Raw genomic sequence first — 23,805 nt, 5'->3', positions numbered from 1 at the left:
GAGAACAGCGTGAACCCTGTCGCCATTATTCTGGATACCGACCCCGGCATCGACGATGCCGTTGCCATCGCCGCCGCCCTGTTTCACCCCGGGATCGAGCTGGCGCTCATCACCACGGTCGCCGGCAACGTCGATGTCAGCAAGACCACCCGCAACGCCCTGCGCCTGCTGCACTTTTTCGGCCAAGAGGTGCCGGTGGCACAGGGGGCCAGCCAGCCCCTCGTGCGCCCCCTCGACAATGCCAGCCATATCCACGGCCACTCCGGCCTCGATGGTTACGAGTTTGCCGAACCCGGGCAACAGCCGATACCGGAGCATGCCGTCGAAGCCATGAAGGCCACCCTGCTCGCCAGCGAACAATCCATGACGCTGGTGCCCATCGGGCCGCTGACCAATATCGCCCTGCTGCTCACCCTGCACCCCGAGTGTCGGGAGAAGATCGCGCGGATCGTGTTGATGGGCGGCTCGGCCGGTCGGGGCAACCACACCCCCAATGCCGAGTTCAATATCTACGTGGATCCGGAGGCGGCTCACATCGTCTTCAGCAGCGGTCTGCCCATCGTGATGTGCGGACTCGATATCACCAGCCGGGCCACCCTGACCGGCGAGATGATTGCGGCGCTGCCCGCCCTCAACCGCACCGGCGCCATGCTCCACGCCCTGTTCGGCCACTATCGCGGCGGCAGTATGCAGACCGGGCTCAAGATGCACGATCTCTGCGCCATTGCCTATCTGGTGCGCCCCGATCTCTTTATCACCCGGGCCTGCCATGTGGCCATCGAGACCCGGGGTGAGCACACCCTCGGCACCACCTCGGTGGATATCAACAACCGGCTCAAACGCCCGCCCAACGCCGAGGTGTGTCTCGATATCGACGTGCCCGGATTCAGGGCCTGGTGCATGGAGACCCTTGCCCGCGCCATCTGATCCCGAACCGCCAGCTCGCTGGCCCATTCACATCAAGAAGAGAGTGTTGGAAACATGCTGGAAATAATTGTCAGCACCCTGATCCTGGTCATCTGCGGCTATCTCATCGCCAAAAACTACGATGCCAAGATAGTGCTGTTTGGCGCCGGACTGCTGCTGATGTTTGCCGCCGTCGGACTGGGCCACCCGCTGCTGCCTGCGGCGCAGAGCAGCGGCCTCAGCTGGCTTGATCCCTTCGTCCAGATCAAGCAGATCTTCATCAGCCAGATGGGCAATGTCGGCCTCACCATCATGGTGCTGTTCGGCTTCTCCAGCTACATGAGCCACATCGGCGCCAACGACGTCACCGTCATGCTGCTGACCCGCCCCTTGAGCCGCATCCGCTCTCCCTACCTGCTGGTGCCGGTGATTTTCCTCCTGGGCAACCTGCTCTCGCTGGTGGTGCCAAGCGCTGCCAGTCTGGCGGTGTTGCTGATGGCGACCCTCTATCCGGTACTGAAGGCATCGAACATGTCCTCCCTCACCGCGGGGGCCGTCATTGCCACCACTGCCACCATCATGCCCAGCCCGCTGGGGGCCGATAACGTGCTGGCCGCCCAGAAGCTGGGCATCCCGCTGGTGGAGTACATCGTCTCCTACCACGCCCCCATCTCGCTGCCGACACTGGCGTTGATGGCAGTGGTGCACTACTTCTGGCAGAAGGCGATGGACAAGCGGCAGCAGGCACGCGGCGGACTGGAGGAAAAAGAGGAGTCGCTCGCCGTGCCCACCGGCTTGCCACCCGCCTACTACGGCCTCTTCCCGGTGCTACCACTGGTGCTGGTGCTGCTGTTCGGCATCTGTTTCACCCATATATCCCTCGGGCTGGTGGAGATCACCTTCGTCTGCCTGCTGCTCACCATAGGGGTGGAGCTGCTGCGCAAAGGCAATATCAAGGAGACCAGCAAGGAGTTCGCCATCTTCTTCACCGGCATGGGGACGGGTCTGGCTCAGGTAGTCTCGCTCATAGTAGCGGCCAGCATGCTGGTGGAGGGACTGAAAGCCATCGGCATCATAGATACCCTGGTCGATAGCGTGAAACACATCGACGGCGTCGGCTCCATCTTGATGTTCTTCTTCTCCGGTACGGCGGCGCTGATCGGCTTTATCAGCGGCAGTGGGCTGGCAGTCTTCTACTCCTTTATCAACATCATTCCCGAGATCACTGAGAAGGTCGGCGTCAACAGTGTCGCGGTGGCCCTGCCGATGCAGCTCACTGCCAACCTGATCCGATCCATGTCGCCGGTCGCCGCGGTGATCATCGTCATCGCCTCGATCACCGGCAGCAATCCCATCGAGATCATCAAGCGCACCTCGGTGCCCATCATCTCGGGCATCATCTGCTGCATGACCCTCTCCTACCTGCTGTTCAGCTAAACCAGCTCCATCTGCAGGCGATCAATCCGGTCGCCTGCAGACGGTTTTTTACCTCCGGTTGAAAGTGAACCCACTACAGGTAAGCGCCCGGAAGATAATCGGTGGGGATCGTCTATAACTTTTGCGACCAAGAGCCACATACGCCTGAGTAACTGACCGCCAGCCATCAGGCTCAGCCCCCTAATTCAACTCCCAAAGCTCTCGTGCCGTCATTCTTGGTTGGCGCCCTGCATCGACAGCATCACCAGCAAGGACTCGCCTTTCCCTGACACCACTCTCACCTCGCGCCAGTCGCGGATCACCGCCACCACCGCCGGATTGAGCGGCGCATCGCCCCCTACCTGCACCACAGTGCAACCTGCACGCAGGGCACTCTCGATACCGGCCGGGGCATCCTCAAATACCAGACAGCGAGCGGGTGGCACGCCAAGCCGTACAGCGCCCAGCAGATAGGGCTCGGGATCGGGTTTGCCATTGACCACAGCTTCGGCCCCCACCAGCACGGCCGGCAGCGGCAAACCGGCACAATTCAGGCGGTGACGGGCAACCCGCTCACTGGCGGAGGTCACGATGGCCCAAAGCTCTGGCGGCAAACAGTGCAGCAACTCGCCAGCCCCAGCGATGGCGTCTCCGCCGGTATGCAGCATCTCCAGCTCGTCGAGCCGCGCCGCTTCCAGCTCCACATCCAGCTGCGGGGCCAACGCCCGGATCACCTCACGTGAGCGCATACCGTGGCACATCGCCAGTACCGGCTCGGGGGCAAGCTGATGATGCTGACACCAGAGCCGCCACACCTTCTCCACATCGCCTATCGAGCAGACCAGGGTGCCATCATATCGAGCAGCAGGGCGGATACCGACAGGGTGATCGTGTTCATGCCAGCACTCATACAGACACTCATACAGGCACCCCGGCCAGCTCGGGCAGAGAGCCAGAGAGCGCATCGGCAAAGGCCTGCTGCTGGGCGGCACGCTCATAACAGGCGAGCGCCTGCTCGGCACTGCCAGCCCACACTTGCAAGGGGCCGACCACAAACCCCTGTTGCAACAGGCTGGCGAGCAGCTCCCCAGTCTCCGGGGCCGCCAACGGCTGAGCCAGCACCAGCTTGCCCTTGATCAAAAACAGATAACGTTGGGTAGACATGATATGGCTCCTTGTTCCGGTTCAGAGGAGGGCGATTCCCCCCTTGCCGAGCCATTAGAACAAGGCGATTAGATAATTTATAATCAATAAATCGCCACTTTGGATAACCAATTGGAATGAAATTCGACTTGAGGCAACTGCAGGCGTTTGTGACGCTGGCCGAGACCGCCAACTACCGGGAAGCGGCCAATCGCCTCTTCATTACCCAACCGGCCCTCACCAAGCAGATCCAGGGGCTGGAGCAGACGCTGGGCTGCACCCTGTTCAAGCGGGGCCGCCATGGTGCCGAGCTGACGGCGCTCGGCGCCCAGCTGCTCACTCAGGCAAGCGCACTGGTCAAACACGGCAGGGAGTTTGAACGTCACGCGCTGGCAGTGGCGAGTGGCGTGGCCGGTCGGCTCAAGATTGGGTTTGGCCTGTCGAGTTTCGCGCTGGCCCCTGCGCTGGTGGCCCGCTTCAAACAGCAGGTCACGGACGTGATGGTCCATCTGCAGGATATGCCCTCCGCGATCCAGCAGGAGCAGCTGCTCTCCGGCCAGTTGCAACTTGGTTTTATGCGTCGGCCAGAGACTCCGCTGTTGCAGGAGCATCGGCTGCTGACCGACCGGCTGGTACTGGCGGTGCCAACCCGGATGACCCAGCCAGATCCGTCATCGTTTGACGTCCAGCAGGCACTGACTAGTCAACCCCTGTTGCAGATGGTGGGCTACCGTTGTCCCGGCCTAACCCGGCAGATCGCCGGGTTTCTCGGCGCCAACCGGCTGACCGGCATGGTTCAAGAGGCAGAGGATATTCAGACTCTGGTGGCATTGGTTGCGGCAGGCATAGGTAATGCCATCCTGCCGCACAGCGTCAGCTTTATCGCGGGCCCGGACGTCACCCTCTATCCCCTCTTTGGCCCCTGTTCCGAGTGGGAGATAAGTCTGGTGTGGAACCCCGCCTTTGCCGACCCGATCCGCGATCGCTTCGTGCAGCTGGTCCTCGATCCCCATCCCGCACCGCACCCAGCCACAATCGATCGCTGACCCAGCCAAAAACTCCCGCAGACGGAACCAGGAGAAGATAGCGCTCAGCAATCGAGATGAATTAATCGGGCCTTTGTGAATCAAAGCATTTCAATTAACACACCACTGATCTTCACAGGGGATGCCATCTCCTTCCCCATCCATCTTGGTACCAGGGCAGTTTTGTAAAAACCAGGTTGCCTCCTCACAGGAGGTCATCTGGGAGCAATGTTGCCGACCATCACACTGGCGAATAAAGGTCGTTGCCTGTGGCGTGCTGACCTCCTCCTGATTGAAAGAGGAGACCGGCAATGGCGCCATCGACTCGGCCGAGAAACGGGAATAGATGGAAAAGAGGCCGACGAGCACCAGCAGAGGGATCAATTTGCCACTCCAGCTGCTCTTGCGACGTCGATAGGGGTTACTTCTCTCTCTGGTCAAGGTAGGTCGTGGCGGCTGACTTGCCGCCCGAAATGATGGCGCCGCTGATGATACGGCCGATCTTGCTGCTGATGATTCGGCCGAAGGCACGGCATCCGCCAACGTGAGCGGGCGATCGGGGAAAAAGACCTGTAACGCCCTCGGTTTGCCATCCTGGCCACTGCCGATCAGATAGGTGACACGCTCCCCCGGCTCGGGCACGCGGCCATCTGATTGCAGCGCCGTAACGTGCACAAACAGCCCTGCACTGCGTGCTCCATTGATTGCCTGCTCGGCGCCATTTTGCTCCGGCGTAATAAATCCAAAGCCGCGCGCCTCGTTCCAGCTCGCGATCCGTCCCTGATAACGCATCTGTCCATCCTTGTTGTTATCCATGTGAGCACTATCTTGCCCGACAATCATGTTGCCCAAAAGCGCTGCGGCCCGACAGGGAGCCGCTGAGTCAATCTCAAAACGGTGATCGGGCGCAGCCTGCGTTAAGGATCAAGCCAGCTGGGACACCTTGATGATCTCGGCGATGCGACCCAGCATGCGCAGCGAGGTGTGATGCTCGGTGGCATCTGCGGCGGCGCAGGCATCCTCCAGAATGGTGATGGCGTAGTCGCGATCGTGACCATCCCGCGCTGCCGCCTGAATGGCCCAGCTGGTGCTCACCCCGCACAGATAGAGGTGGTCGATGTGGTTGGCCCGCAGGGCAGGTTCCAGCGCAGTACCATAGAATGGACTTACTCTGGGCTTGGCCAGCACCAGATCGCCGGGCTGCACATCCAGATCAGGATGAAAGTCGGTGCCGCTGTCAGCCAAAGAGAGCGCCCCCAACTGGTGAGCGCGACCAAACATGGGAGACCTCTTGGGCTGCAGCTGATAGCCGCCGTCAAAGCCCACCTTGATCAGCACTACCAGCCAGCCGTTGGCACGGGCATGGGCCAGCGCCTGATTGGCATGCGCAACAGCATCCTGCTCCAGCACATGGGCTGCGGAGGCGGCGATGCGCCCGTCGGGGTGGGCGATGTCGTTGATAAAATCGATCACCAGCAGTGCCTTGTTCATCACCTTTGCTCCTTCGCGCATTCAGCCCGTGTTATCTGATTCCGACCTGTCAAACCAGCCCCAGTGCATAGCGCAGCGCCATCTCCTTGAACGGGCCTGCCTTGTCCGCCAGATTGAGGGCCAGATTGCGGGCCAGCTTGAGGGGGCCAATCTCGTTGCTGAACACCCCGTAGAAGAGATCCATCCCCGACTGCATCAGCAGGTTGTCAGGGCGACGGCGCCGCTCGTAACGCTCAGCCAACGCCAGTTGATGCCAGTCGGCGCCAGCTCCTTGTAGCAGATCAGCCCAGCAGGCCACATCCTTGAAGCCGAGGTTGACCCCCTGCCCCGCCAGCGGGTTAATGGTGTGGGCAGCATCGCCAAGCAGCACCACCCGACCAGCGTGATAGTCGTTGGCGTGGCGGCGCACCAGCGGGAAGCTCCCCTTGCCGGTGACGGTGAACCCGCCGAGCCGACTCGGGAAGTGGCGGCGCACTTCGGCGGCAAGCCCTTCGTTGCTCATGGCCGCCAGCGCCCGGATACGGGCCGGGCTGTCATACCACACCAGGGAGCCGTGCTGACCGGGCAGCGGCAGGAAGGCGCGCGGGCCACTCGGGGTGAACTGCTGCCAGGTGATATCTTCCTGCGCAAAGTCAGTGCCGATATTGATCAGCATGCAGTGCTGGCGGTACTCGAAGCGCGATACGCCGATACCCGCCAGCTTGCGGGTGTGGGATTCGGCGCCGTCGCAAGCCAGCACCCAGCGGGCCGCCAGCTCGGTGCCGTCGTCCAGAGTCAGCACAGCTTCATCTGCACTCTGGCGCAGGCTGGTCACAGCCGCCGGGGTGTGGGTCTGGATGGTGGGAAAATCTTCCATCCGCTTGAGCAGGGCGAGCTGCACCAACCGGTTTTCGATGATGTAGCCAAGCTGGGGCAGACCGAGATCGGCGGAATTGAAGCGGGTGGCAAAACCGTCCAGCTCCCAGGTCTCCAGTCGGCGGTAGGGGCAGAGCCGCATCTGCTGCAGATGGTGCCAGGCACCGGCCTGCTCCAGCAGCGCCACCGAGGCCTGACTGATGGCAGAGACCCGCAGATCCAGCGGCTGCTCCGGCGCGTAATGCTCCGGCAGTTGGGTCTCGATGACCCGCACCGAGAGGCCCTGAGCCGCCAGCAGACAGGCGGTGGCGGCGCCCACCATGCCGGCGCCGACGATGGCGATATCACACTGTTCCATACATTTATTCCTGAAAGGGTGCGTCCGGCGACAGCGCCCGGACGTGAACCGGATGGCTGCATGATAGCGCAAGGGCGGCTGATAAACAGTGAGACAAACGGGGAATTGCTGCGTCAAATCAAGGAGAAAGCTTATTGAGCTTGCTGGCAACAGGTATCGGGTGAGCACCATTGCCAGCTGGATATTAGCTAGGCAGTATCCAGATTGCGGAGTAAAATGCGCGGTCCTTTGACCATGCCGATTTCAAAACAAGTCAAGAGAAGCAATGAGCAAGAAACTTCACATTAAAACCTGGGGTTGCCAGATGAACGAGTATGACTCGTCCAAAATGGCCGACCTGTTGGATGCCAGCAATGGCTACACGCTTACCGAAGAGCCCGAAGAGGCAGATGTCTTGCTGCTCAATACCTGCTCCATCCGCGAAAAAGCGCAGGAGAAGGTGTTCCACCAGCTGGGACGCTGGAAAAAGCTCAAGGCCAAAAAGCCCGGTCTGGTGATCGGCGTGGGTGGCTGCGTTGCCTCTCAGGAGGGCGATGCGATTCGCCAGCGCGCTCCCTATGTGGATATCGTGTTCGGCCCGCAGACCTTGCATCGCCTGCCCGCCATGATCAAGGAAGTGCAAGAGGGCCGTGGTGCCCAGGTTGATATCGCCTTCCCCGAGATCGAAAAATTCGACAGCCTGCCCGAACCGCGCGCCGAAGGGGCTACCGCGTTCGTCTCCATCATGGAAGGCTGCTCCAAATACTGTACTTACTGCGTGGTGCCCTACACCCGCGGTGAAGAGGTGAGCCGACCGCTGGACGACGTGCTCTACGAAATCGCCCAGCTCGCCCAGCAGGGCGTGCGCGAAGTGAACCTGCTCGGTCAGAACGTCAACGCTTACCGCGGCCCGACCTTTGATGGCGGCATCTGCACCTTCGCCGAGCTGCTGCGTCTGGTGGCCGCCATCGACGGTATCGATCGCATTCGCTACACCACCAGCCACCCGATCGAGTTCACCGACGACATCATCGAAGTCTACAAAGACACCCCGGAAGTGGTCAGCTTCCTGCACCTGCCGGTGCAGAGCGGCTCCGACCGTATTCTGACCATGATGAAGCGCCCGCACACCATCCTGGAGTACAAATCCAAGATCCGTCGCCTGCGTGCCGCCCGTCCCGACATCACCATCAGCTCCGATTTCATCGTTGGCTTCCCGAACGAAACCGATGAGGATTTCGAGGCCACCATGAAGCTGATCGAGGATGTGGGTTTCGACATGAGCTTCAGCTTCATCTTCAGTCCGCGCCCGGGCACCCCGGCCGCCGACATGCCCGACGATGTCGACATGGAAGTGAAGAAAGCCCGTCTGGCCCGCCTGCAGCACGTCATCAACAACCAGGCGATGCAGATTGGCCGCGCCATGCTGGGCACCACCCAGCGCATCCTGGTGGAAGGGCCCTCCAAGCTCGATCCGATGCAGCTGTGCGGTCGCACCGAGAACAACCGGGTGGTCAACTTCGAAGGCCAGCACACCCTGATCGGCGGCTTTGCCGACGTGGAGATCACCGAGGTGCGTCCCAACTCCCTGCGCGGCAAGTTCATCCGCGGCGAGAGCGAGATGAACCTGCGGATCGCCACCGCACCGAGCGAAATCCTGGCCCGTCGCCCGGATAACGTACCGGACGAGCTGGGCGTGGCCGCCTTCACTCCCCATTAATCCCCTCCTCCCCATTCGCCCGGCGGATGGGGAGCGCCTTGAGACGAGGATATTTTGAGCCGACACATCTCGACCCTGAATCTGCATCTGGAGCCCGCCGACAACCAGCGCCTTGCCAGCCTGTGCGGCCCCTTCGATGACAACATCAAGCAGCTGGAGCGCCGCCTCGGCGTCGAGATCAGCTACCGTGACAGCCACTTCCAGTTGGTGGGCAAACCGGCCCAGCTGGATGCCGCCGCCGTCATCCTCAAGCACCTCTATGTGGAAACCCAGCCCCTCAAGGGTGGCAAGGTGACCGATATCACTCCCGATATGGTCCATCTGGCCATTCAGGAGTCGCGGGTGCTGGAGCAGGATGACGAACCGGCGCCTAGCATCTCCTATGGCAAGGAGGTGACGGTCAAGACCAAGCGCGGTCTCATCAAACCACGCAGCCCAAATCAGGCCCAGTACATCGCCAATATCGTGCGCCACGACATCTGCTTCGGCATCGGCCCGGCCGGTACCGGCAAGACCTATCTGGCGGTCGCGGCAGCCGTGGATGCGCTGGAGCGTCAGGAGATCCGCCGCATTCTGCTGACCCGTCCGGCGGTGGAAGCGGGTGAGAAACTGGGCTTCCTGCCCGGAGATCTCTCCCAGAAGGTGGATCCTTACCTGCGCCCGCTCTACGACGCCCTGTTCGAGATGCTGGGCTTTGAGCGGGTCGAGAAGCTGATGGAGCGCAACATCATCGAAGTGGCGCCGCTCGCCTATATGCGCGGAAGAACCCTCAATGACGCCTTTATCATTCTCGATGAGGCCCAGAACACCACCACCGAGCAGATGAAGATGTTCCTGACCCGGATCGGCTTCAACTCCAAGGCTGTGGTCACCGGTGACATCACCCAGGTAGATCTGCCGCGCAACGCCAAATCCGGCCTGCGCCACGCGCTGGAAGTGCTGCCAGGGGTCGATGGTCTGTCGTTCAACTTCTTCGAATCCAAAGACGTGGTGCGCCACCCGGTGGTGGCCCGCATCGTGCAGGCCTATGAGGCGTTCGACGCCAAACAGGCAGCCGAGAAGGTGGCCGGCCAAACAAACGCCAGCAAAGAGAGTGAGCAATGAGCGTAACCCTGGATCTGCAGCTGGCCAGTGCCAGCACTGACGGCCTGCCCACCGAAGCCCAGCTGCAAGGCTGGCTCGACGGCACCATTCTCGGCTTCCAGCAGGAGGCAGAAGTGACGGTGCGTATCGTCGATGAGGCGGAGAGCAACGAGCTCAATCTCACCTATCGCGGCAAGGACAAGCCCACCAACGTGCTCTCCTTCCCGTTCGAGGCGCCACCCGGTCTGGAGCTGCCGCTGCTCGGCGATCTGGTGATCTGCCGTCAGGTGGTAGAGCGCGAGGCCGAGGAGCAGGGCAAGCCCCTGATGGCCCACTGGGCCCACATGGTTGTGCACGGCAGTCTGCATCTGCTAGGTTATGACCATATCGAGGATGAGGAAGCCGAAGAGATGGAGCAGCTGGAACGCGACATCATGCAGGAGCTAGGTTTTGCCGATCCTTATCTGAACGACGAAGAGTAAAGAACCGGATGGTCATCGTCTTGAAACAGCAGATGGCCATCCTTATATAACCCGAACTATTTCAAGTGTGTTCATACGAGTAACCAAGAGAGAAAATGACCGACGATCACCCTAGTACCGGCTCGCCGAAGAAAACCTGGCTCGACAAACTCAGCCAACTCTTCCAGGGCGAGCCAAAAGACCGCAATGATTTGGTAGACGTGATAGCCGATGCCGAAGAGCGCGACCTCATCGATCAGGACACCAAGGACATGATCGAGGGGGTGCTGGAGATCGCCGATCTTCGCGTGCGCGATATCATGATCCCCCGCTCCCAGATGGTGACCATCGAGAAGTCCCAGCCGGTGGATGCAATCCTGCCGGTGATCATCGAGTCCGGCCACTCCCGCTTCCCGGTGATCAACGAGGACAAGGATCATGTGGAGGGCATTCTGCTCGCCAAGGATCTGCTCCCCTTCGGGTTTGGCGGCCATCACGCCAGCGAGCCGCTGCAGCTCGAGAAAATCTTGCGCCCCACGGTGATCGTGCCTGAAAGCAAACGGGTTGACCGTCTGCTCAAGGAGTTCCGTGAAGAGCGCTACCACATGGCCATCGTGGTCGACGAATTTGGTGGCGTCTCCGGTCTGGTGACCATCGAAGACATTCTCGAGCTTATCGTCGGCGAGATAGATGACGAATTCGATGACATCGAGGATGAGCCGGACGAGATCCGCCGCATCAGCAAACGGGTCTTCTCGGTTAGTGCCCTTACCGAGATCGAGGATTTCAACGACTTCTTCGGCACCCAGTTCAGCGATGAAGAGGTGGATACTGTGGGTGGTCTGGTGATGCACGCCTTCAGCCACCTGCCCAAGAAGGGCGAGGAGATCGAGCTGGACGGCTACCTGTTCAAGGTGATGCATGCCGACCGGCGTCGTCTGCAGCAGTTGCAGGTGAAGATCCCCGAGCACCACGCGGCGGCGCAATCCGAGCCGCAATAAGCAGATCCGCTCAATGTGTGAAACAACGCCCCGACCTCGGGGCGTTGTGCTCTCTGCCACCGGCATCGAGGCTCGCCGTTGCCCCGCTTACAGGTTAAGATACCGGCCATTCGACCCAGTTGCAGACCAAGACGAGCACCATCGCCCGTGAGATTATCCCCCGTTACGTCCAAAATCCTGTTAAGCCTCAGTGCATTGGCCAGTGGTGCCATCGCTATATTGGCTTTCTCTCCCTTTGGCTACTGGCCGCTGGTGATCCCCTCCCTGCTGGGCCTCTACGCCCTGCTGGACAAAGCCACGCCAAAGCAGGCCGCCTGGCGTGGCTTTGGCTATGCCATGGGACTCTTTTTACCTGGCCTGTGGTGGATCCACGTCAGCATGACTGAATTTGGCGGCATCCCGCTGCCGATGGCCTTCGTACTGCTGGCCGGGCTCTCCGCCTATCTGGCGCTCTACCCGACGCTCGCCTGCTGGGTTTTCGCCCGCTTCTTTGGCGGCCGTCACTGGAGCCGCTGGCTGCTCGCCTTCCCGGCACTCTGGCTGCTGGCGGACTGGCTGCGTGGCTGGGTAATGACCGGCTTCCCCTGGCTCTGGTTTGGCTACAGCCAGATCGACGGCCCGCTCAGGGGCTTCGCCCCAATCCTTGGGGTGCAGGGCATCACCCTCGCCCTGTTGCTCTCTGCCTCCGCCATCTGGCAGGTGTGGAAATCCCGCTCCCCGCTCTGGCTGGCGGTGCCCGCCCTGCTGGTTGCCGGTGCTCACGGCCTGATGCAACTCAACTGGGTGACCCGTGGCGAACCGGTCAAGGTGGCACTGGTGCAGGGCAATATCGCCCAGTCCCTCAAGTGGGATCCGGAGGCGCTGGCCCCCACGGTGCGCACCTATCAGGACTTGAGCCGCGAGAATCAGGATGCCGACATCATCATCTGGCCGGAGTCGGCGATCCCGGCCATCGAGAAGGCGATGGGCCCCTATCTGGAGAATCTGGACAAGGCGATGAAGGTGAACGATACCGGCCTGCTGGCTGGGATTATTCACTACGACGAGCAGCAACAGCGCTTCTACAATACCGTGCTCGGCATGGGGGTGCAGGATGCGGATGGCAAGGAGTCCTACTTCTACAACCACTCCAACCGCTACAACAAGTACCACCTGCTGCCCATCGGCGAGTTCGTGCCGTTTGAAGATCTGCTGCGCCCCATCGCCCCCTTCTTCAACCTGCCTATGTCCTCCTTCAGCCGGGGTGACGAAGTGCAGCCCAACCTGATCGCCAAGGGGCTCAAGTTTGCCGCAGCCATCTGCTACGAGATCATCTTCCCGGAGGAGGTGCGCCGCAACGTCAATGCCGATACCGACTTCCTGCTGACCGTCTCCAACGATGCCTGGTTCGGCACCAGCATCGGTCCGTGGCAGCATATGGAGATCGCCCGGATGCGCGCGCTGGAGCTGGCTCGTCCGCTGCTGCGGGACACCAACACCGGTATCACTATCGTCACCGAGATTGACGGCAGCATTATCGGCCAGATCCCGCAGTTTGAAGCGGGCGTGCTGCGTAGCGAAGTGCGTCCCGCCCACGGCGAGACCCCCTACCTGCGCTTTGGCAGCTGGCCTCTCTACGGTCTGACCGTACTGCTGCTGGGTCTGGCGCTGGCGCTGCGCCCCAAGGCTCACCCCTGGGCCCGCGAACTGTAATGACCACCCGCAACCCCCGATAAACAACGAGGCGCCCGCAGGCGCCTCGTTTTTTTCATCTCCAATCAAAGCGATATGCCTGAGAAGGACATAAAGCCGAGGGACATCAGCCCCGCCACGATAAAGGTGATACCAATGCCCCGCAGCCCCTCGGGAACATCGGCGTACTTCAGTTTCTGGCGCAGCCCGGCCATGGCGACAATGGCCAGCAGCCAGCCAAGCCCCGAGCCTGCGCTGTAGACCAGCGACTCGACAAAATCGTAATCCCGCTGCGCCATAAACATCACCCCGCCAAAGATGGCGCAGTGCACCGTCAACAGCGGCAGATAGATGCCGAGCGCCTGATAGAGCGCCGGAACGTACTTGTCGAGCACCATCTCCATCACCTGCACCAGCGCCGCCAACACCCCGATGTAGATGATGTAATCGAGAAATCCCAGATCGAATTCCCCGAAAAAGGTGCTGCCTGCCCGCAAGATATGGCGGTAAATCAAGTTGTTGAGGGGAATGGCGATCACCATCACCACCAGGATCGTCATGCCAAGGCCAAAGGCAGTGTTGATGTTCTTCGAGACGGCAAGAAAGGTGCACATCCCCAGAAAGAAGGCCAGGGCGAGGTTCTCGACAAAGATTGAGTGAATAAACAGGTTGAGGTAGTAGTCCATAGGGTGTGCTCACCAGGTGTTTGCGCAAAGAGAAAGTCTGCCTCTGGCCGATGGCCAGCAGCATGGACGACACAACAGAAAGCGCGGACGCAACTCCGGACGATAGAGCGCAGGCTGCAGGTGTCAGCCTGCCCCGTCAGTCAATCGGTAGCGTTAAAAGCCGTGTGAAAATGTGGATGAGCGTCCGCCAGCCGGGTGAGCTAGTCGCCTTGACAGAAACGATATTGCAGATGGTGGCCGCAGAGTTGCCGTTTATGCAGATAGCCAACGTGGCCACAAGCTTGTCTGACATAGATCAGCGGCACAAAGAACAGCAGGCCACAGAGCAGGCCGAGGATGTCGTGCTGGAACCAGGCCAGCAGCATCTGATAGAGATGGCCGTCCCGCTCTTTCGCCAACCGCCGCCCCTGCTCGACCCCGTGGCGCCACTGGTTGCCCGGCAGCAAGCCGACCGTGTCGACGAGACGCTGGTTGAGCGGGTCTTGCAGTGCCATCCCCGCCATCGCCCCGGCAGATGGCCCCTGCGAAACGGCGCTCAGCCCAGCTGCGGCAAAAGCAGCGAGCCACAGAATGCAGGCGATGGCAAAGGCCATTGCACCGTGCTGTATGCGGCTTGGGGTGAAGCGACTGGCAAGAGGCAAGGTTCGAGCTCCTTCAGGGATGACAGGAATGCGGGGATAAATATATCACAAGCAATCGCTTTATTGGATTTTGATATTCAATTAATCATTCAAATCAGCACTAAACACTCAATTATCACTGAACTGAGCATTTAAAAACCCAAACAAATGGGGGAGCATCTGCTCCCCCGTCCGGTCCCTGGCTCACCCTCAATGGCAATAGCCATCCTCTTCACATCGCCTGCAGGCAGCAGATCACATAGCCGTAACTACCCAGATATTGGCGGTGGATGGCCACTTCCCGGCTCAAGTCCTGCCAGGCGGCACTCTCCCCCAGCTCGTCTCGATAGCGCACCAGATTGACCTCGATAGGGGCCAGATAGTTGTTCCAGGCGCTCATCGGCAAGGGGGTGTGTGACAGGCAGCGGTAGCCTGCCGCTTGTACCGTCTCAAGCAGGCCCGCCAGCGTCTGCATGGCGGGATAATCCTGCTGCCAGAATGCCAACGCCGCCTCTGGCGGGTTATCGGTCAGCCAGACCACATCACTGAGCACGATGCAAGCCTGTGGGCTCGCGAGCAGTGGACGCCACGCCTTCAGTGCATTGGCAACCCCCATCACGTAAGCGCTCCCCTCTGCCCAGATGAGGTCGGCCGGGACCAGATCGTCCGGCAGTGCCGCCATGTTGGCGCAGAGGGTGGAGACATGCTCAAAGCCCGCAGCACGGGCGGAGTGCGCCACGGCGGCCAGCGCCTCCTCTTCCAGATCGATGGCCACAATGGCGGCATCAGTCACCTGAGCCAGCGCCATGGTCGAGGCACCGCGCCCGCAGCCCATGTCGAGGATACGGCGCGGCCGGATGGGCAAGGCGGCAAACTGCTGCTGAGTGAAGGCGCGATCCCCCGGCCCCCAGTAACTCATGCCATCCAGCAGCTGGATAAAGTCCTTGATGTAACGCTCATGTTCATTCATGTCTTTGCTCAACCATTGCAAGTGGTAGCGATCTTTCTCGCTAAAACCCTGTTTCATCACCCAAGCGAAGTAGGCCTCCGGTGCCTCGCGCTGCAGTTGCAGCTGCCAGGCCTTGAATTCCTCACCGGAGCGCGGGCGCAGCCCTGCCAGATCCGCCAACAGATCCCGGGCGCGCTGCATCCGCGCCAGCTCCTCATCCAGCTCCCTGACCCGGGCCAGCAATGCCGCCTGATCTATCTCGCCAGCCAGACAGGCGAGGCACTGCTTGAGGCTGAGGCCACCTGCCTGCAGGGCCTGAACCATCTGCAGTCGCTGCAGATCCCCCTCGTCATAGTGGCGATAGCCGTTGGCAGCCCGGGTACCGGTAATCACCCCCAGCTTCTCGTAATAGAGCAGGGTGGAGCGGGCGAGGCCGCAGCGGCGGGCCAGTTCGGATATTTTCATGGCAATCACTCACGGTGCGGGCCCTCAGGTGACCCGATAGAGACGAGCTTAAACTGTAAAGCTATAGACAGGTCAACGCCCTTTTCCAGAGATCTGCCAACAAAAACGGCCACCCGAGGGTGGCCGTTTTTGTTGGCGCTATCTGCGATAAAGCAGCGATGCTCCCAGCTCAGAGACCGGCTGCCTCCAGATGCTCCACCAGCAGCTGCACGCTGCGGTTGCCGCGCCACTCGTTGACATCGAGCCGGTAGACAAGCCGCACCCGCTTCACCGAGGCATCGGGCCAGCGCTTGAGATCGACGCCGAAGGCGATGGCATCCACCGCGTGACCAGAATCGGTTGTCAGCATCATCTTGAGGTGCTTCTCCCCCACCAGCCGCTGCTGCACCAGCACGAATTCGCCGTCAAACAGCGGCTCGGGGAAGGCCTGACCCCAGGGGCCGGAGGCGCGAATCAGCTCTGCCAGCTCGAGAGTGAGCTCGTCCGGCAGCAGCTCGCCATCGGTGAGCAGCACCCCGGTCAAGAGCTCCGGTGTCACCAGCTCGCTGATGACTGCCTCAAAGGCCCGACCGAACGCCTCGATGTTGGCCTTGGGCAGGGTCAGCCCCGCCGCCATGGCGTGGCCGCCAAACTTGCCCATCAGCCCCGGATGGCGGGTATCGAGCAGTTCCAGTGCATCGCGCAGGTGCACGCCGGGGATGGAGCGGCCGGAGCCCTTGAGCTCGGTCTCGCTGCTCTCGGCAAAGGCAATGACCGGGCGGTAGTACTTCTCCTTCACCTTGGAGGCCACCAGCCCCACCACCCCCTGATGCCACTCGTTGCGGTGCAGCACTATGCCCGACGGCACCTCGCCATCGCGAAAACGGATCTGCTCCAGAGTGGCGAGGGCCTCCTGTTGCATCCCCTGCTCGATCTCCTTGCGCTCCTGATTGAGGCTGTCCATCTCGGCCGCAAGCTGGCGCGCCAAATTGAGATCATCGCAGAGCAGACAGGCAACCCCGAGGGACATATCATCGAGACGGCCCACCGCGTTGAGGCGCGGCCCCAGCGCAAAGCCGAGGTCGGCGGCGGTGAGGCGGCGACCATCGCGGCCCGACACATCCACCAGCGCCTGAATGCCGGGGCGACAGCGCCCGGCCCGGATCCGCTGCAAGCCCTGATGGACCAGAATACGGTTGTTGCCATCGAGCGCCACCACATCGGCGACCGTGCCTAGGGCCACCAGATCGAGGTAATCCGCCACATTGGGGGCGCGCAACCCTTGCCGTTCGTACCAGCCGAGCTGACGCAGATGGGTGTTGAGGGCCGCCATCAGATAGAAGGCCACCCCCACCCCGGCCAGCGACTTGGAGGGGAAATCGCAACCATGCTGGTTCGGGTTGACGATGGCATCGGCGTCAGGCAGCTCCTGACCCGGTAAATGGTGATCGGTAACCAGTACCTGCATGCCCGCCGCCTTGGCTGCCGCCACCCCGGCGATGCTGGAGATGCCGTTATCCACCGTGATAAGAAACTCGGCGCCACGGGCCACCGCCAGCTCGACAATTTCGGGGGTAAGGCCGTAGCCAAACTCGAAGCGGTTGGGCACCAGAAAATCGATGTGGCGACCGCCCATGGCGCGCAGGGCCAGCACACACAGGGCCGAACTGGTGGCACCATCGCAGTCGAAGTCGCCGACAATCAGGATCCGTTTCTGGGCAGTCAGAGCCTCCGCCAGCAGCGGCACCGCCTGCTCCATGCCATAGAGGCGCTGGGGCGGCAACAGCTGGCTGGCGCTGCGCTCCAGCAGGGCGGGATCCTCTACGCCACGGCTGGCGAAGATTTGGCGGAGCAGGGGATGCAGGGTGGCAGGCAGATGGGAATCATCAACTCGCGGACGACGACGGATTTGCAGGGACATCAATATGATCCAGTATCTTGAGCAGCTGTTCGGGGCTCTGATACCCGCGCACCAGATCCCCGTCGGAGGAGACCCAGGCCGGCAGTACCTTGACCCCCAACCATTGGCTCAGGCCAATATTTTGGATAAGGGTCTCACTACATGCCGTTTGAGGCAAATAGGCTTTGAAGGGATCATTCTGTAGCAGGGGATCCTGGCACCAGTGGGAAGCCTGTCCTGCATGTTCAATCACGGGGTAGAGCTCGACACTGACCCCGGACGCCTGCAGATGTTGCAGCGTGCCGGACAGCTGGCGACGAGCGGCATCCTGCTCACCGAAAAAGAGCGCAACCCGATGACGCTCATTACTGGCCTGGAGCACGACCGGTGTATGGGTCACCTGGGACAAGCCCAGTCGACGCTGCTCGCGCATGCCCGAGATGGTGAGGTTCTTCATGTTATGAGTCATATCCAGCATGACCCCCTGCACCACATAGTTCCCCTTGGCATCGCTGTAGAGCACCCCTTGTGAAGTGCCCAGCATATAGAGCCCGGGAATGGGGGTCTGTTCCACCAGATAAACAGAGACCCCTAACCGGGCGGTAATGGTCTGTTTCAAGGTTTGGGTATCCATCCCCGCTCTGGCAGCAAATGTGCACAAAAGCATCATTCCCAGTAGTAAATACTTCACTTGTTTACTCACGCGGTATGAATGAATCGACCCAGCAAACTACAGCAGCACAGCTCATCATTCAACCAGCTACTTATCAAAAAATTAATATCACTTTGTACCAAAAAAATGGTTCCCCCCGATTGCCAAGGACTCATAACGCCCGCAAGCTAGTCAGGACGACAGGAATAACGCAGCTTAGCCTCTGTTTTTCCTGACAAGAGTTCGCCCTTTGGCCAGGGTAGTCAACGCGCTATCTTGTTTAATTTCGGAGGAAATAATGAGTCTGATTCAAGAGTTCAAAGCCTTTGCCGCCCGCGGCAACGTCATCGACATGGCCGTCGGTATCATCATCGGTGCCGCCTTCGGCAAAATTGTCTCCTCTTTTGTCGGTGACGTGATCATGCCGCCCATCGGCCTGATCCTGGGCGGCGTGGACTTCAGCGACCTGGCGGTCACCCTGAAGGCTGCAGAAGGGACAACACCCGCCGTGGTCATCGCCTATGGCAAGTTCATCCAGACCATCATCGACTTTCTGATCATATCTTTCGCCATCTTCATGGGACTGAAGGCCATCAACACCCTCAAGAAAAAGCAGGAAGAGGAAGCCGCCGCCCCGGCAGGCCCGACCAAGGATCAGGAGCTGCTGACCGAGATCCGTGATCTGCTGAAATCCCAGCAAGGGAAATAAGCGCCATCTCCTGTCGTGTAGAGATAAAAAAACCGCCTGCTGGCGGTTTTTTGTTTTTGGGAGGCCAGCCACTCAAGCTCTGGGGTGGTGCTCCCCGTGCAGCGCCTTGAGTCGCTCGTTGGCCACATGGGTGTAGATCTGGGTGGTGGAGAGATCCGCGTGACCCAGTAGCATCTGCACAACCCGCAGGTCGGCGCCGTGGTTGAGCAGATGGGTGGCAAAGGCGTGGCGCAAGGTATGGGGGGATAGCTCGCCGTTAATCCCGGCCCGCTGCGCGTAAAGCTTGATGCGGTGCCAGAAGGTCTGGCGGGTCATCATACGGGCCTGCTTGGAGGGAAACACCACATCTGAGCTGGTGCCCCCCAGCAGCAGGGTGCGGGCCTCGCGGTAGTAACGCTCCAGCCAGTGCATCGCCTCCTCGCCCATCGGCACCAGCCGCTCCTTATTGCCCTTGCCGACCACCCGCACCAAACCCTGACGCAAACTGACATGCTCGGCAGTGAGCCCCACCAGCTCGGAAACCCGCAAGCCGGTAGCGTAGAGCAGTTCCAGCATTGCCTTGTCCCGCAACTCCAGCGGGTCATCCACCAGCGGCGCACTCAGCAACGCATCCACCTCCGTTTCGCTTAAATCGGAGGGGAGTTTTTTCGGCAGCTTGGGCCCCTCCAGCAGCACGGTCGGATCATCGCTGCGCAGCTTCTCACGGTTGAGATACTGATAGAAACGGCGCAAGGCCGAGAGAAAACGGGCGGTGCTGCTGGCCGCAAACTGGTGATCGACCCGCCAGGCGAGGTAGTGCTGGATCTCGTCCATCCCCGCCAGCAGCAGCGAGCTCCCCTGCTCGTCGAGCCAGAGGGAGAACTTCTCCAGATCGCTGCGATAGGAGCTGACCGTGTTGTCAGACAATCCCCGCTCCAGCCAGAGGGCGTCGAGGAAGGGTTCAATCAGGGGATGTGGGTCGGGCTTGCTCATAGTGCGCTGCAATCAGGGGAAAGATGGCCCATTGTAACGCGCCAACTCCTTAGAAAGACAAGGCACTTTCATTGGAAAGATAAGGCTCGTTTGCCACGACCCTTGCCGGGCGGTGAAGGTCGAATGGCAATCTGCTAGACTGGCGCCCTCCCCTTACGTTACCCATCGTGTTGCCAACATGGCGCAGCCCACACGAGCATGCGAGAACGCGCCAAAAGCAAGCGAGAAAGCGCCAACAGAGAGTAGAGCGATGAAGATTGGTCTGTTTTACGGTTCCACCACCTGCTACACCGAGATGGCTGCCGAGAAGATCCGCGCCCTCATCGGCCCCGAGCTGGTGGATATTCACAATATCAAGGATGTCTCCCTGCGCCGGATGGAGGATTACGAGATCCTGATCCTCGGCATCTCCACCTGGGATTTTGGCGAACTGCAGGAGGACTGGGAGTCCCGCTGGGAAGATATCACCGATCTCCATCTGGAGGGACGCATCGTCGCCCTGTTTGGCCTCGGCGATCAGCTCGGTTATGGCGAATGGTTCCAGGACGCCCTCGGCATGCTGCACGATCAGCTGGTGCCAAAAGGGGTCAAGCTGGTGGGCTACTGGCCCAACGAAGGGTACGAATTCGATGCCTCCAAGGCACTGATCGACGATGGCCGTCACTTCGTCGGGCTGGCGCTGGACGATGCCAATCAGTATGACCAGACCGATCCGCGCATCGAGCAGTGGGTCGAACAGATCCTGAGCGAAATCCACGCCCTGCTCTGATCTTTTTCACTCATCTCAAGGCGGCCACTCCCTGTGGATGTGGCCGTCCGGGCGCAGTTATCGCACCGGTTTTCTCAATCGGTATCATCGCATGACGCTATAGCGACTTTTTTGTGCTGGTCTGCAACAATGGACTCGACATCCCATAACAATCAGAGCCGGATGTCGGAAGCAAACGGACAGACCAGAAAAGGATATTCTATGACCCCATTCTCCCTGTTGGCCCCCGCCATCGCCCGTGACGTGCTCGATCACGCGCTGGCACTGGGTGCCGATTTCGCCGAGCTGTTTGTCGAGCGCAAGCGCCGCAGCCAGCTCAGCCTGCTCTCCAGCCAGATAGAGAACATCAGCGGTGGCCTCGATTTCGGCATCGGCGTGCGCCTCTGTTACGGCCACAAGGTGCTCTACGGCTACACCAACCAAGCCAGCCGCGACGAGCTGCTGCGCATCGTCACCCTGCTGGCGGCCAAAGACCGCCGCGACCCCGTGGTGACCGCCACCGCCTTCGATTTCACCCGCCTGAGCGATCGCAACCCGGTGGCCCTGCCCTTGTCGGTAGACAAGCTGCTGGAGCAGAAGATCGCCTATCTGCACGCCATGGATGCGGTGGCCCGTGCCGAGAGCAGCAAGGTGAGCCAGTTCTCCGGCAACGTGCTGGGCTGGGAGCAGGAGGTGGAGATCTTCAACAGCGAAGGGGTGCAAGTCGCCGATCGCCGCCACTACAACCGCATCATGGCCCAGACCATCGCCATGGAAGGGAGCGAGCAGAGCGTCGGTTACGAGGCCCCCGGCGCCCTGATGGGGTGGGAGCATGCCGATCGCATCGATCCGCGCGAGCTGGCGCTCACCGCCACCCGTCAGGCACTGGTGAAACTGGGCGCGGCTCCCTGCCCGAGCGGCACCCTGCCGGTCATCATGGAGAACGGCTTTGGCGGCGTCATCTTCCACGAGGCGTGCGGCCACCTGCTGGAGACCACCTCGGTAGCCAAGAAGGCCTCGGTGTTCCACGACAAGATGGGCCAGCTTATCGCCAATCCGGTGGTCAATGCGGTGGATGAAGGGCTGCAAGGCAATGCCTGGGGCTCCATCAACGTCGATGACGAGGGGATGGCGACCCAGCATACCCAGCTCATCAAGGACGGCGTTCTGACCGGCTTTCTGGTGGACAGAATGGGCGCCCTCAAGACGGGCTACGCCCGCACCGGCTCGGGGCGGCGCGAATCCTACAAGTACGCCCCCACCTCGCGCATGCGCAACACCTATATCGAGCCGGGCAACCACAGCCTCGACGATATGCTGGCCACCGTCGAACATGGCATCTATGCCAAGAAGATGGGGGGCGGCTCGGTACAGCCCGGCACCGGTGAATTCAACTTCAATGTGCAGGAGGCCTACCTCATCGAGCACGGCAAAATCACCAAGCCGCTCAAGTCAGCCACCCTGATCGGTACCGGCCCGCAGGTGCTGAAAGAGATCTCCATGGTGGGCCGCAATCTGGCGCTGGCCGCCGGTATGTGCGGCTCGGTCTCGGGCTCGGTCCCCACCTCGGTGGGCCAGCCGGCGCTGAAAGTGGACAATATCCTGGTGGGAGGGAACGCCTGATGAGCCAACTCGACATGAACCAACTGCTCACCCGCCTGCTGGATAAAGTGGCCGACCTCAACGCCGAGGCAGACATCATCGCCAATCAGGAGAAGGCCTTCTCCCTCAAGGCAGACAAGGGCGAGCTGGGTGAATACAAGGTCACCAGCAGCCAGCAGCTCGGCATTCGCCTGATCAAAGAGGGCCGGGTCGGCATCGCCTACTCGGAATCCCTCGATGAGCTGGCGCTGGATGCCATGCTGCAAGATGCGCTCGATGCCAGCCGCTTTGCCAAGGTTGACCCGGATCAGCGCATCTCGGTGGCCAATAGCCGGATCACCACAGATTGCGCCGAGATCAACCAGCCCGATACCACGCCGGTTGAGGAGAAGATCGCTCTGGCCCTGCGCCTCGAATCTGACATGCTGGCCATGCCCGATGTGAGCGGCGCCCCCTACAACAGCTTCTTCGAAGGGGAGAGCCAGCTCTGGCTCGCCAACAGTCAGGGCACCCTCTGCCAGCACGGCGAGTTCAGCGTCGGCTGCTACACCTCGGCGCTGGTGGAACGGGATAGCCGCCAGTCGATGCACTCGCAGGGGCAGTATGGCCGTCGCTTCGACGAGCTGGATAGCCAGGCCCTGATCGAGCAGATCTACGCCATCGCCGATGGTCTGCTGCCCGGTGAAGCGGTGCCGAGCGGTCGCTACAGCGTCATCTTTAGCACCAACTGCTTCGCCAGCCTGTTTGGCTGCTTTCAGGGTGTGCTGTCGGGCAAGTGGGCCCAACAAGGGATCAACCCCTGGCGCAGCAAGGTCGGCCAGAGCGTAGCGTCACGCTGGCTTACTCTGGAAAGCCGGGTCTATATGCCGGGCGGCATGAACATCAAGGCGTTTGATGGCGAGGGGGCGGCCAGCTCGGATCTGCTGCTGATTGGCGAAGGGGAGCTGAAAACCCTGCTCCACAACAGCGCCACCGCCCGCCACTTTGGCGTCGCCAGCAACGGCTCGGCCGCTCGCGGTGCCCGCAGCGCCCTCGATGTGACCGCTCGCCATCTGGTGTTTGGCGCGGGCCCCCACTGCGAAGCGGAAGTGCAGAGCGGCGACTATCTGGAGCTGGTCAAGCTGGATGGCCTGCATTCGGGTGCCGATGCGGTGAGCGGCGACTTCTCCTTTGGCGCATCAGGATTCCTCTGCCGCGATGGCGTTCGCCTGCAGCCGGTGCGCGGCATCACGGTGGCGGGCAACTTCTACCGCCTGCTGGGCGAGCTGGAAGCGGTCGGTGACACCCTGCACCACAACGATGGCAAGGGCTTCTACGCCCCGCAGATCCGTTTTGGCGGTCTCTCCGTCGCGGGCAAGTAAACGCCCCGACGAAACCTGCAAGTAAGAAAAAGGCGCCTGATGGCGCCTTTTTG

Annotated in this window: 23 protein-coding genes; 12 read left to right on the top strand and 11 right to left on the bottom strand. The window is 61.0% G+C overall.

Translation table 11 applies throughout. The features are described 5' to 3' along the window. The first annotated feature begins 9 nt into the window (after positions 1-9). Positions 10-927 (top strand): ribonucleoside hydrolase RihC, encoded by a 918-nt coding sequence (gene rihC, locus G5193_RS04665; RefSeq protein WP_421205143.1) that lies wholly within the window; start codon positions 10-12, stop codon positions 925-927. Between the two features lie 54 nt (positions 928-981). Next, complete coding sequence (dcuC, locus tag G5193_RS04660) at positions 982-2,343, top strand: C4-dicarboxylate transporter DcuC (RefSeq protein WP_042029811.1); 1,362 nt, start codon at positions 982-984, stop codon at positions 2,341-2,343. Positions 2,344-2,552: 209 nt separating this feature from the next. Here dcuC and G5193_RS04655 read toward each other — a convergent pair whose 3' ends face one another. Both G5193_RS04655 and G5193_RS04650 read right to left on the bottom strand, forming a co-directional pair. Further along, entirely contained in the window at positions 2,553-3,287 is a 735-nt protein-coding gene (locus G5193_RS04655; protein ID WP_421205142.1) for an HAD-IA family hydrolase, read from the bottom strand. Next, positions 3,241-3,486, bottom strand: coding sequence for a hypothetical protein (locus G5193_RS04650; RefSeq protein WP_139463531.1), 246 nt, complete (start codon positions 3,484-3,486; stop codon positions 3,241-3,243). The genes G5193_RS04655 and G5193_RS04650 overlap by 47 nt, the downstream gene beginning before the upstream one ends. Positions 3,487-3,602: 116 nt before the next feature. Between G5193_RS04650 and G5193_RS04645 the strand changes: the two genes are divergently transcribed. Further along, positions 3,603-4,511: a LysR family transcriptional regulator gene (locus G5193_RS04645; RefSeq protein ID WP_216953030.1), complete on the top strand. Its 909-nt coding sequence runs from the start codon at positions 3,603-3,605 to the stop codon at positions 4,509-4,511. A gap of 90 nt (positions 4,512-4,601) precedes the next feature. Here G5193_RS04645 and G5193_RS04640 read toward each other — a convergent pair whose 3' ends face one another. The 3 genes from G5193_RS04640 to G5193_RS04630 all read right to left on the bottom strand — a co-directional run bounded on the left by G5193_RS04640 (position 4,602) and on the right by G5193_RS04630 (position 7,194). After that, complete coding sequence (locus tag G5193_RS04640; RefSeq protein ID WP_421205254.1) at positions 4,602-5,282, bottom strand: excalibur calcium-binding domain-containing protein; 681 nt, start codon at positions 5,280-5,282, stop codon at positions 4,602-4,604. Positions 5,283-5,414: 132 nt separating this feature from the next. Beyond that, positions 5,415-5,981: a cysteine hydrolase family protein gene (locus G5193_RS04635; protein WP_421205139.1), complete on the bottom strand. Its 567-nt coding sequence runs from the start codon at positions 5,979-5,981 to the stop codon at positions 5,415-5,417. 49 nt (positions 5,982-6,030) lie between these two features. Beyond that, positions 6,031-7,194, bottom strand: coding sequence for an FAD-dependent oxidoreductase (locus G5193_RS04630; protein ID WP_421205137.1), 1,164 nt, complete (start codon positions 7,192-7,194; stop codon positions 6,031-6,033). Positions 7,195-7,459: 265 nt separating this feature from the next. On the opposite strand from G5193_RS04630, the gene miaB reads away from it, so the two are divergent. The 5 genes from miaB (at position 7,460) to lnt (ending at position 13,130) form a co-directional block, all read left to right on the top strand. After that, positions 7,460-8,893, top strand: coding sequence for a tRNA (N6-isopentenyl adenosine(37)-C2)-methylthiotransferase MiaB (miaB, locus tag G5193_RS04625; protein ID WP_184232846.1), 1,434 nt, complete (start codon positions 7,460-7,462; stop codon positions 8,891-8,893). Between the two features lie 54 nt (positions 8,894-8,947). Continuing rightward, a complete protein-coding gene (locus G5193_RS04620) occupies positions 8,948-9,997 on the top strand; it encodes a PhoH family protein (RefSeq protein WP_421205135.1) in 1,050 nt (349 codons plus the stop codon). Beyond that, positions 9,994-10,458 carry an rRNA maturation RNase YbeY gene (gene ybeY, locus G5193_RS04615; RefSeq protein ID WP_058058877.1) on the top strand — a complete coding sequence of 155 codons (465 nt, stop codon included), beginning with the start codon at positions 9,994-9,996 and terminating at the stop codon, positions 10,456-10,458. Before G5193_RS04620 ends, ybeY begins: the two co-directional genes overlap by 4 nt. Positions 10,459-10,553: 95 nt before the next feature. Continuing rightward, complete coding sequence (gene corC / locus G5193_RS04610) at positions 10,554-11,438, top strand: CNNM family magnesium/cobalt transport protein CorC (RefSeq protein ID WP_203118663.1); 885 nt, start codon at positions 10,554-10,556, stop codon at positions 11,436-11,438. A 147-nt stretch (positions 11,439-11,585) separates the two neighbouring features. After that, positions 11,586-13,130, top strand: a complete 1,545-nt coding sequence (gene lnt / locus G5193_RS04605; protein WP_421205132.1) for an apolipoprotein N-acyltransferase — start codon at positions 11,586-11,588, stop codon at positions 13,128-13,130. Positions 13,131-13,195: 65 nt separating this feature from the next. Here lnt and nqrE read toward each other — a convergent pair whose 3' ends face one another. The 5 genes from nqrE to G5193_RS04580 all read right to left on the bottom strand — a co-directional run bounded on the left by nqrE (position 13,196) and on the right by G5193_RS04580 (position 18,342). Then, positions 13,196-13,795 carry an NADH:ubiquinone reductase (Na(+)-transporting) subunit E gene (gene nqrE / locus G5193_RS04600; RefSeq protein ID WP_043822505.1) on the bottom strand — a complete coding sequence of 200 codons (600 nt, stop codon included), beginning with the start codon at positions 13,793-13,795 and terminating at the stop codon, positions 13,196-13,198. 200 nt (positions 13,796-13,995) lie between these two features. Continuing rightward, on the bottom strand, positions 13,996-14,436 hold the full coding sequence (locus G5193_RS04595) for a hypothetical protein (protein WP_421205130.1): 441 nt from the start codon (positions 14,434-14,436) through the stop codon (positions 13,996-13,998). Between the two features lie 211 nt (positions 14,437-14,647). Next, positions 14,648-15,829 carry a MerR family transcriptional regulator gene (locus G5193_RS04590; protein ID WP_421205128.1) on the bottom strand — a complete coding sequence of 394 codons (1,182 nt, stop codon included), beginning with the start codon at positions 15,827-15,829 and terminating at the stop codon, positions 14,648-14,650. A gap of 169 nt (positions 15,830-15,998) precedes the next feature. Beyond that, a complete protein-coding gene (recJ, locus tag G5193_RS04585) occupies positions 15,999-17,729 on the bottom strand; it encodes a single-stranded-DNA-specific exonuclease RecJ (RefSeq protein WP_216978180.1) in 1,731 nt (576 codons plus the stop codon). Further along, positions 17,695-18,342, bottom strand: a complete 648-nt coding sequence (locus G5193_RS04580) for a disulfide isomerase DsbC N-terminal domain-containing protein (protein ID WP_216978179.1) — start codon at positions 18,340-18,342, stop codon at positions 17,695-17,697. Before G5193_RS04580 ends, recJ begins: the two co-directional genes overlap by 35 nt. 316 nt (positions 18,343-18,658) lie before the next feature. Between G5193_RS04580 and mscL the strand changes: the two genes are divergently transcribed. After that, positions 18,659-19,069: a large-conductance mechanosensitive channel protein MscL gene (gene mscL / locus G5193_RS04575; protein WP_042054731.1), complete on the top strand. Its 411-nt coding sequence runs from the start codon at positions 18,659-18,661 to the stop codon at positions 19,067-19,069. Between the two features lie 72 nt (positions 19,070-19,141). Here the strand turns inward: mscL and xerD are convergent, their stop codons facing one another. Next, entirely contained in the window at positions 19,142-20,041 is a 900-nt protein-coding gene (xerD, locus tag G5193_RS04570) for a site-specific tyrosine recombinase XerD (protein WP_042061134.1), read from the bottom strand. Between the two features lie 250 nt (positions 20,042-20,291). Between xerD and fldB the strand changes: the two genes are divergently transcribed. The 3 genes from fldB (at position 20,292) to G5193_RS04555 (ending at position 23,752) form a co-directional block, all read left to right on the top strand. Further along, the gene (gene fldB / locus G5193_RS04565; protein ID WP_042082737.1) at positions 20,292-20,810 is read left to right on the top strand and encodes a flavodoxin FldB; all 519 of its coding nucleotides are present in this window, start codon (positions 20,292-20,294) and stop codon (positions 20,808-20,810) included. A 201-nt stretch (positions 20,811-21,011) separates the two neighbouring features. Continuing rightward, positions 21,012-22,412 carry a TldD/PmbA family protein gene (locus G5193_RS04560; RefSeq protein ID WP_421205126.1) on the top strand — a complete coding sequence of 467 codons (1,401 nt, stop codon included), beginning with the start codon at positions 21,012-21,014 and terminating at the stop codon, positions 22,410-22,412. Continuing rightward, the gene (locus G5193_RS04555) at positions 22,412-23,752 is read left to right on the top strand and encodes a TldD/PmbA family protein (protein ID WP_421205124.1); all 1,341 of its coding nucleotides are present in this window, start codon (positions 22,412-22,414) and stop codon (positions 23,750-23,752) included. The genes G5193_RS04560 and G5193_RS04555 overlap by 1 nt, the downstream gene beginning before the upstream one ends. Positions 23,753-23,805: the final 53 nt, after the last annotated feature.

Origin of the sequence: Aeromonas sp. 601027 (assembly GCF_049174455.1) — a bacterium.
In the GTDB taxonomy this organism is placed as follows: domain Bacteria; phylum Pseudomonadota; class Gammaproteobacteria; order Enterobacterales; family Aeromonadaceae; genus Aeromonas; species Aeromonas veronii_A.
The sequence above is the reverse complement of the archived record's forward strand: the minus strand, read 5'-3'. Positions and strand labels throughout refer to the sequence as shown.

Coding starts and splice junctions, on each gene's coding strand:
- dcuC (WP_042029811.1), top strand. CDS start 982: ATGCTGGAAATAATTGTCAGCACCCTGATCCTGGTCATCTGCGGCTAT.
- G5193_RS04655 (WP_421205142.1), bottom strand. CDS start 3,287: ATGCGCTCTCTGGCTCTCTGCCCGAGCTGGCCGGGGTGCCTGTATGAG.
- G5193_RS04650 (WP_139463531.1), bottom strand. CDS start 3,486: ATGTCTACCCAACGTTATCTGTTTTTGATCAAGGGCAAGCTGGTGCTG.
- G5193_RS04645 (WP_216953030.1), top strand. CDS start 3,603: ATGAAATTCGACTTGAGGCAACTGCAGGCGTTTGTGACGCTGGCCGAG.
- G5193_RS04640 (WP_421205254.1), bottom strand. CDS start 5,282: ATGCGTTATCAGGGACGGATCGCGAGCTGGAACGAGGCGCGCGGCTTT.
- G5193_RS04635 (WP_421205139.1), bottom strand. CDS start 5,981: ATGAACAAGGCACTGCTGGTGATCGATTTTATCAACGACATCGCCCAC.
- G5193_RS04630 (WP_421205137.1), bottom strand. CDS start 7,194: ATGGAACAGTGTGATATCGCCATCGTCGGCGCCGGCATGGTGGGCGCC.
- miaB (WP_184232846.1), top strand. CDS start 7,460: ATGAGCAAGAAACTTCACATTAAAACCTGGGGTTGCCAGATGAACGAG.
- ybeY (WP_058058877.1), top strand. CDS start 9,994: ATGAGCGTAACCCTGGATCTGCAGCTGGCCAGTGCCAGCACTGACGGC.
- corC (WP_203118663.1), top strand. CDS start 10,554: ATGACCGACGATCACCCTAGTACCGGCTCGCCGAAGAAAACCTGGCTC.
- nqrE (WP_043822505.1), bottom strand. CDS start 13,795: ATGGACTACTACCTCAACCTGTTTATTCACTCAATCTTTGTCGAGAAC.
- G5193_RS04590 (WP_421205128.1), bottom strand. CDS start 15,829: ATGAAAATATCCGAACTGGCCCGCCGCTGCGGCCTCGCCCGCTCCACC.
- recJ (WP_216978180.1), bottom strand. CDS start 17,729: ATGTCCCTGCAAATCCGTCGTCGTCCGCGAGTTGATGATTCCCATCTG.
- G5193_RS04580 (WP_216978179.1), bottom strand. CDS start 18,342: ATGGATACCCAAACCTTGAAACAGACCATTACCGCCCGGTTAGGGGTC.
- mscL (WP_042054731.1), top strand. CDS start 18,659: ATGAGTCTGATTCAAGAGTTCAAAGCCTTTGCCGCCCGCGGCAACGTC.
- xerD (WP_042061134.1), bottom strand. CDS start 20,041: ATGAGCAAGCCCGACCCACATCCCCTGATTGAACCCTTCCTCGACGCC.
- fldB (WP_042082737.1), top strand. CDS start 20,292: ATGAAGATTGGTCTGTTTTACGGTTCCACCACCTGCTACACCGAGATG.
- G5193_RS04560 (WP_421205126.1), top strand. CDS start 21,012: ATGACCCCATTCTCCCTGTTGGCCCCCGCCATCGCCCGTGACGTGCTC.
- G5193_RS04555 (WP_421205124.1), top strand. CDS start 22,412: ATGAGCCAACTCGACATGAACCAACTGCTCACCCGCCTGCTGGATAAA.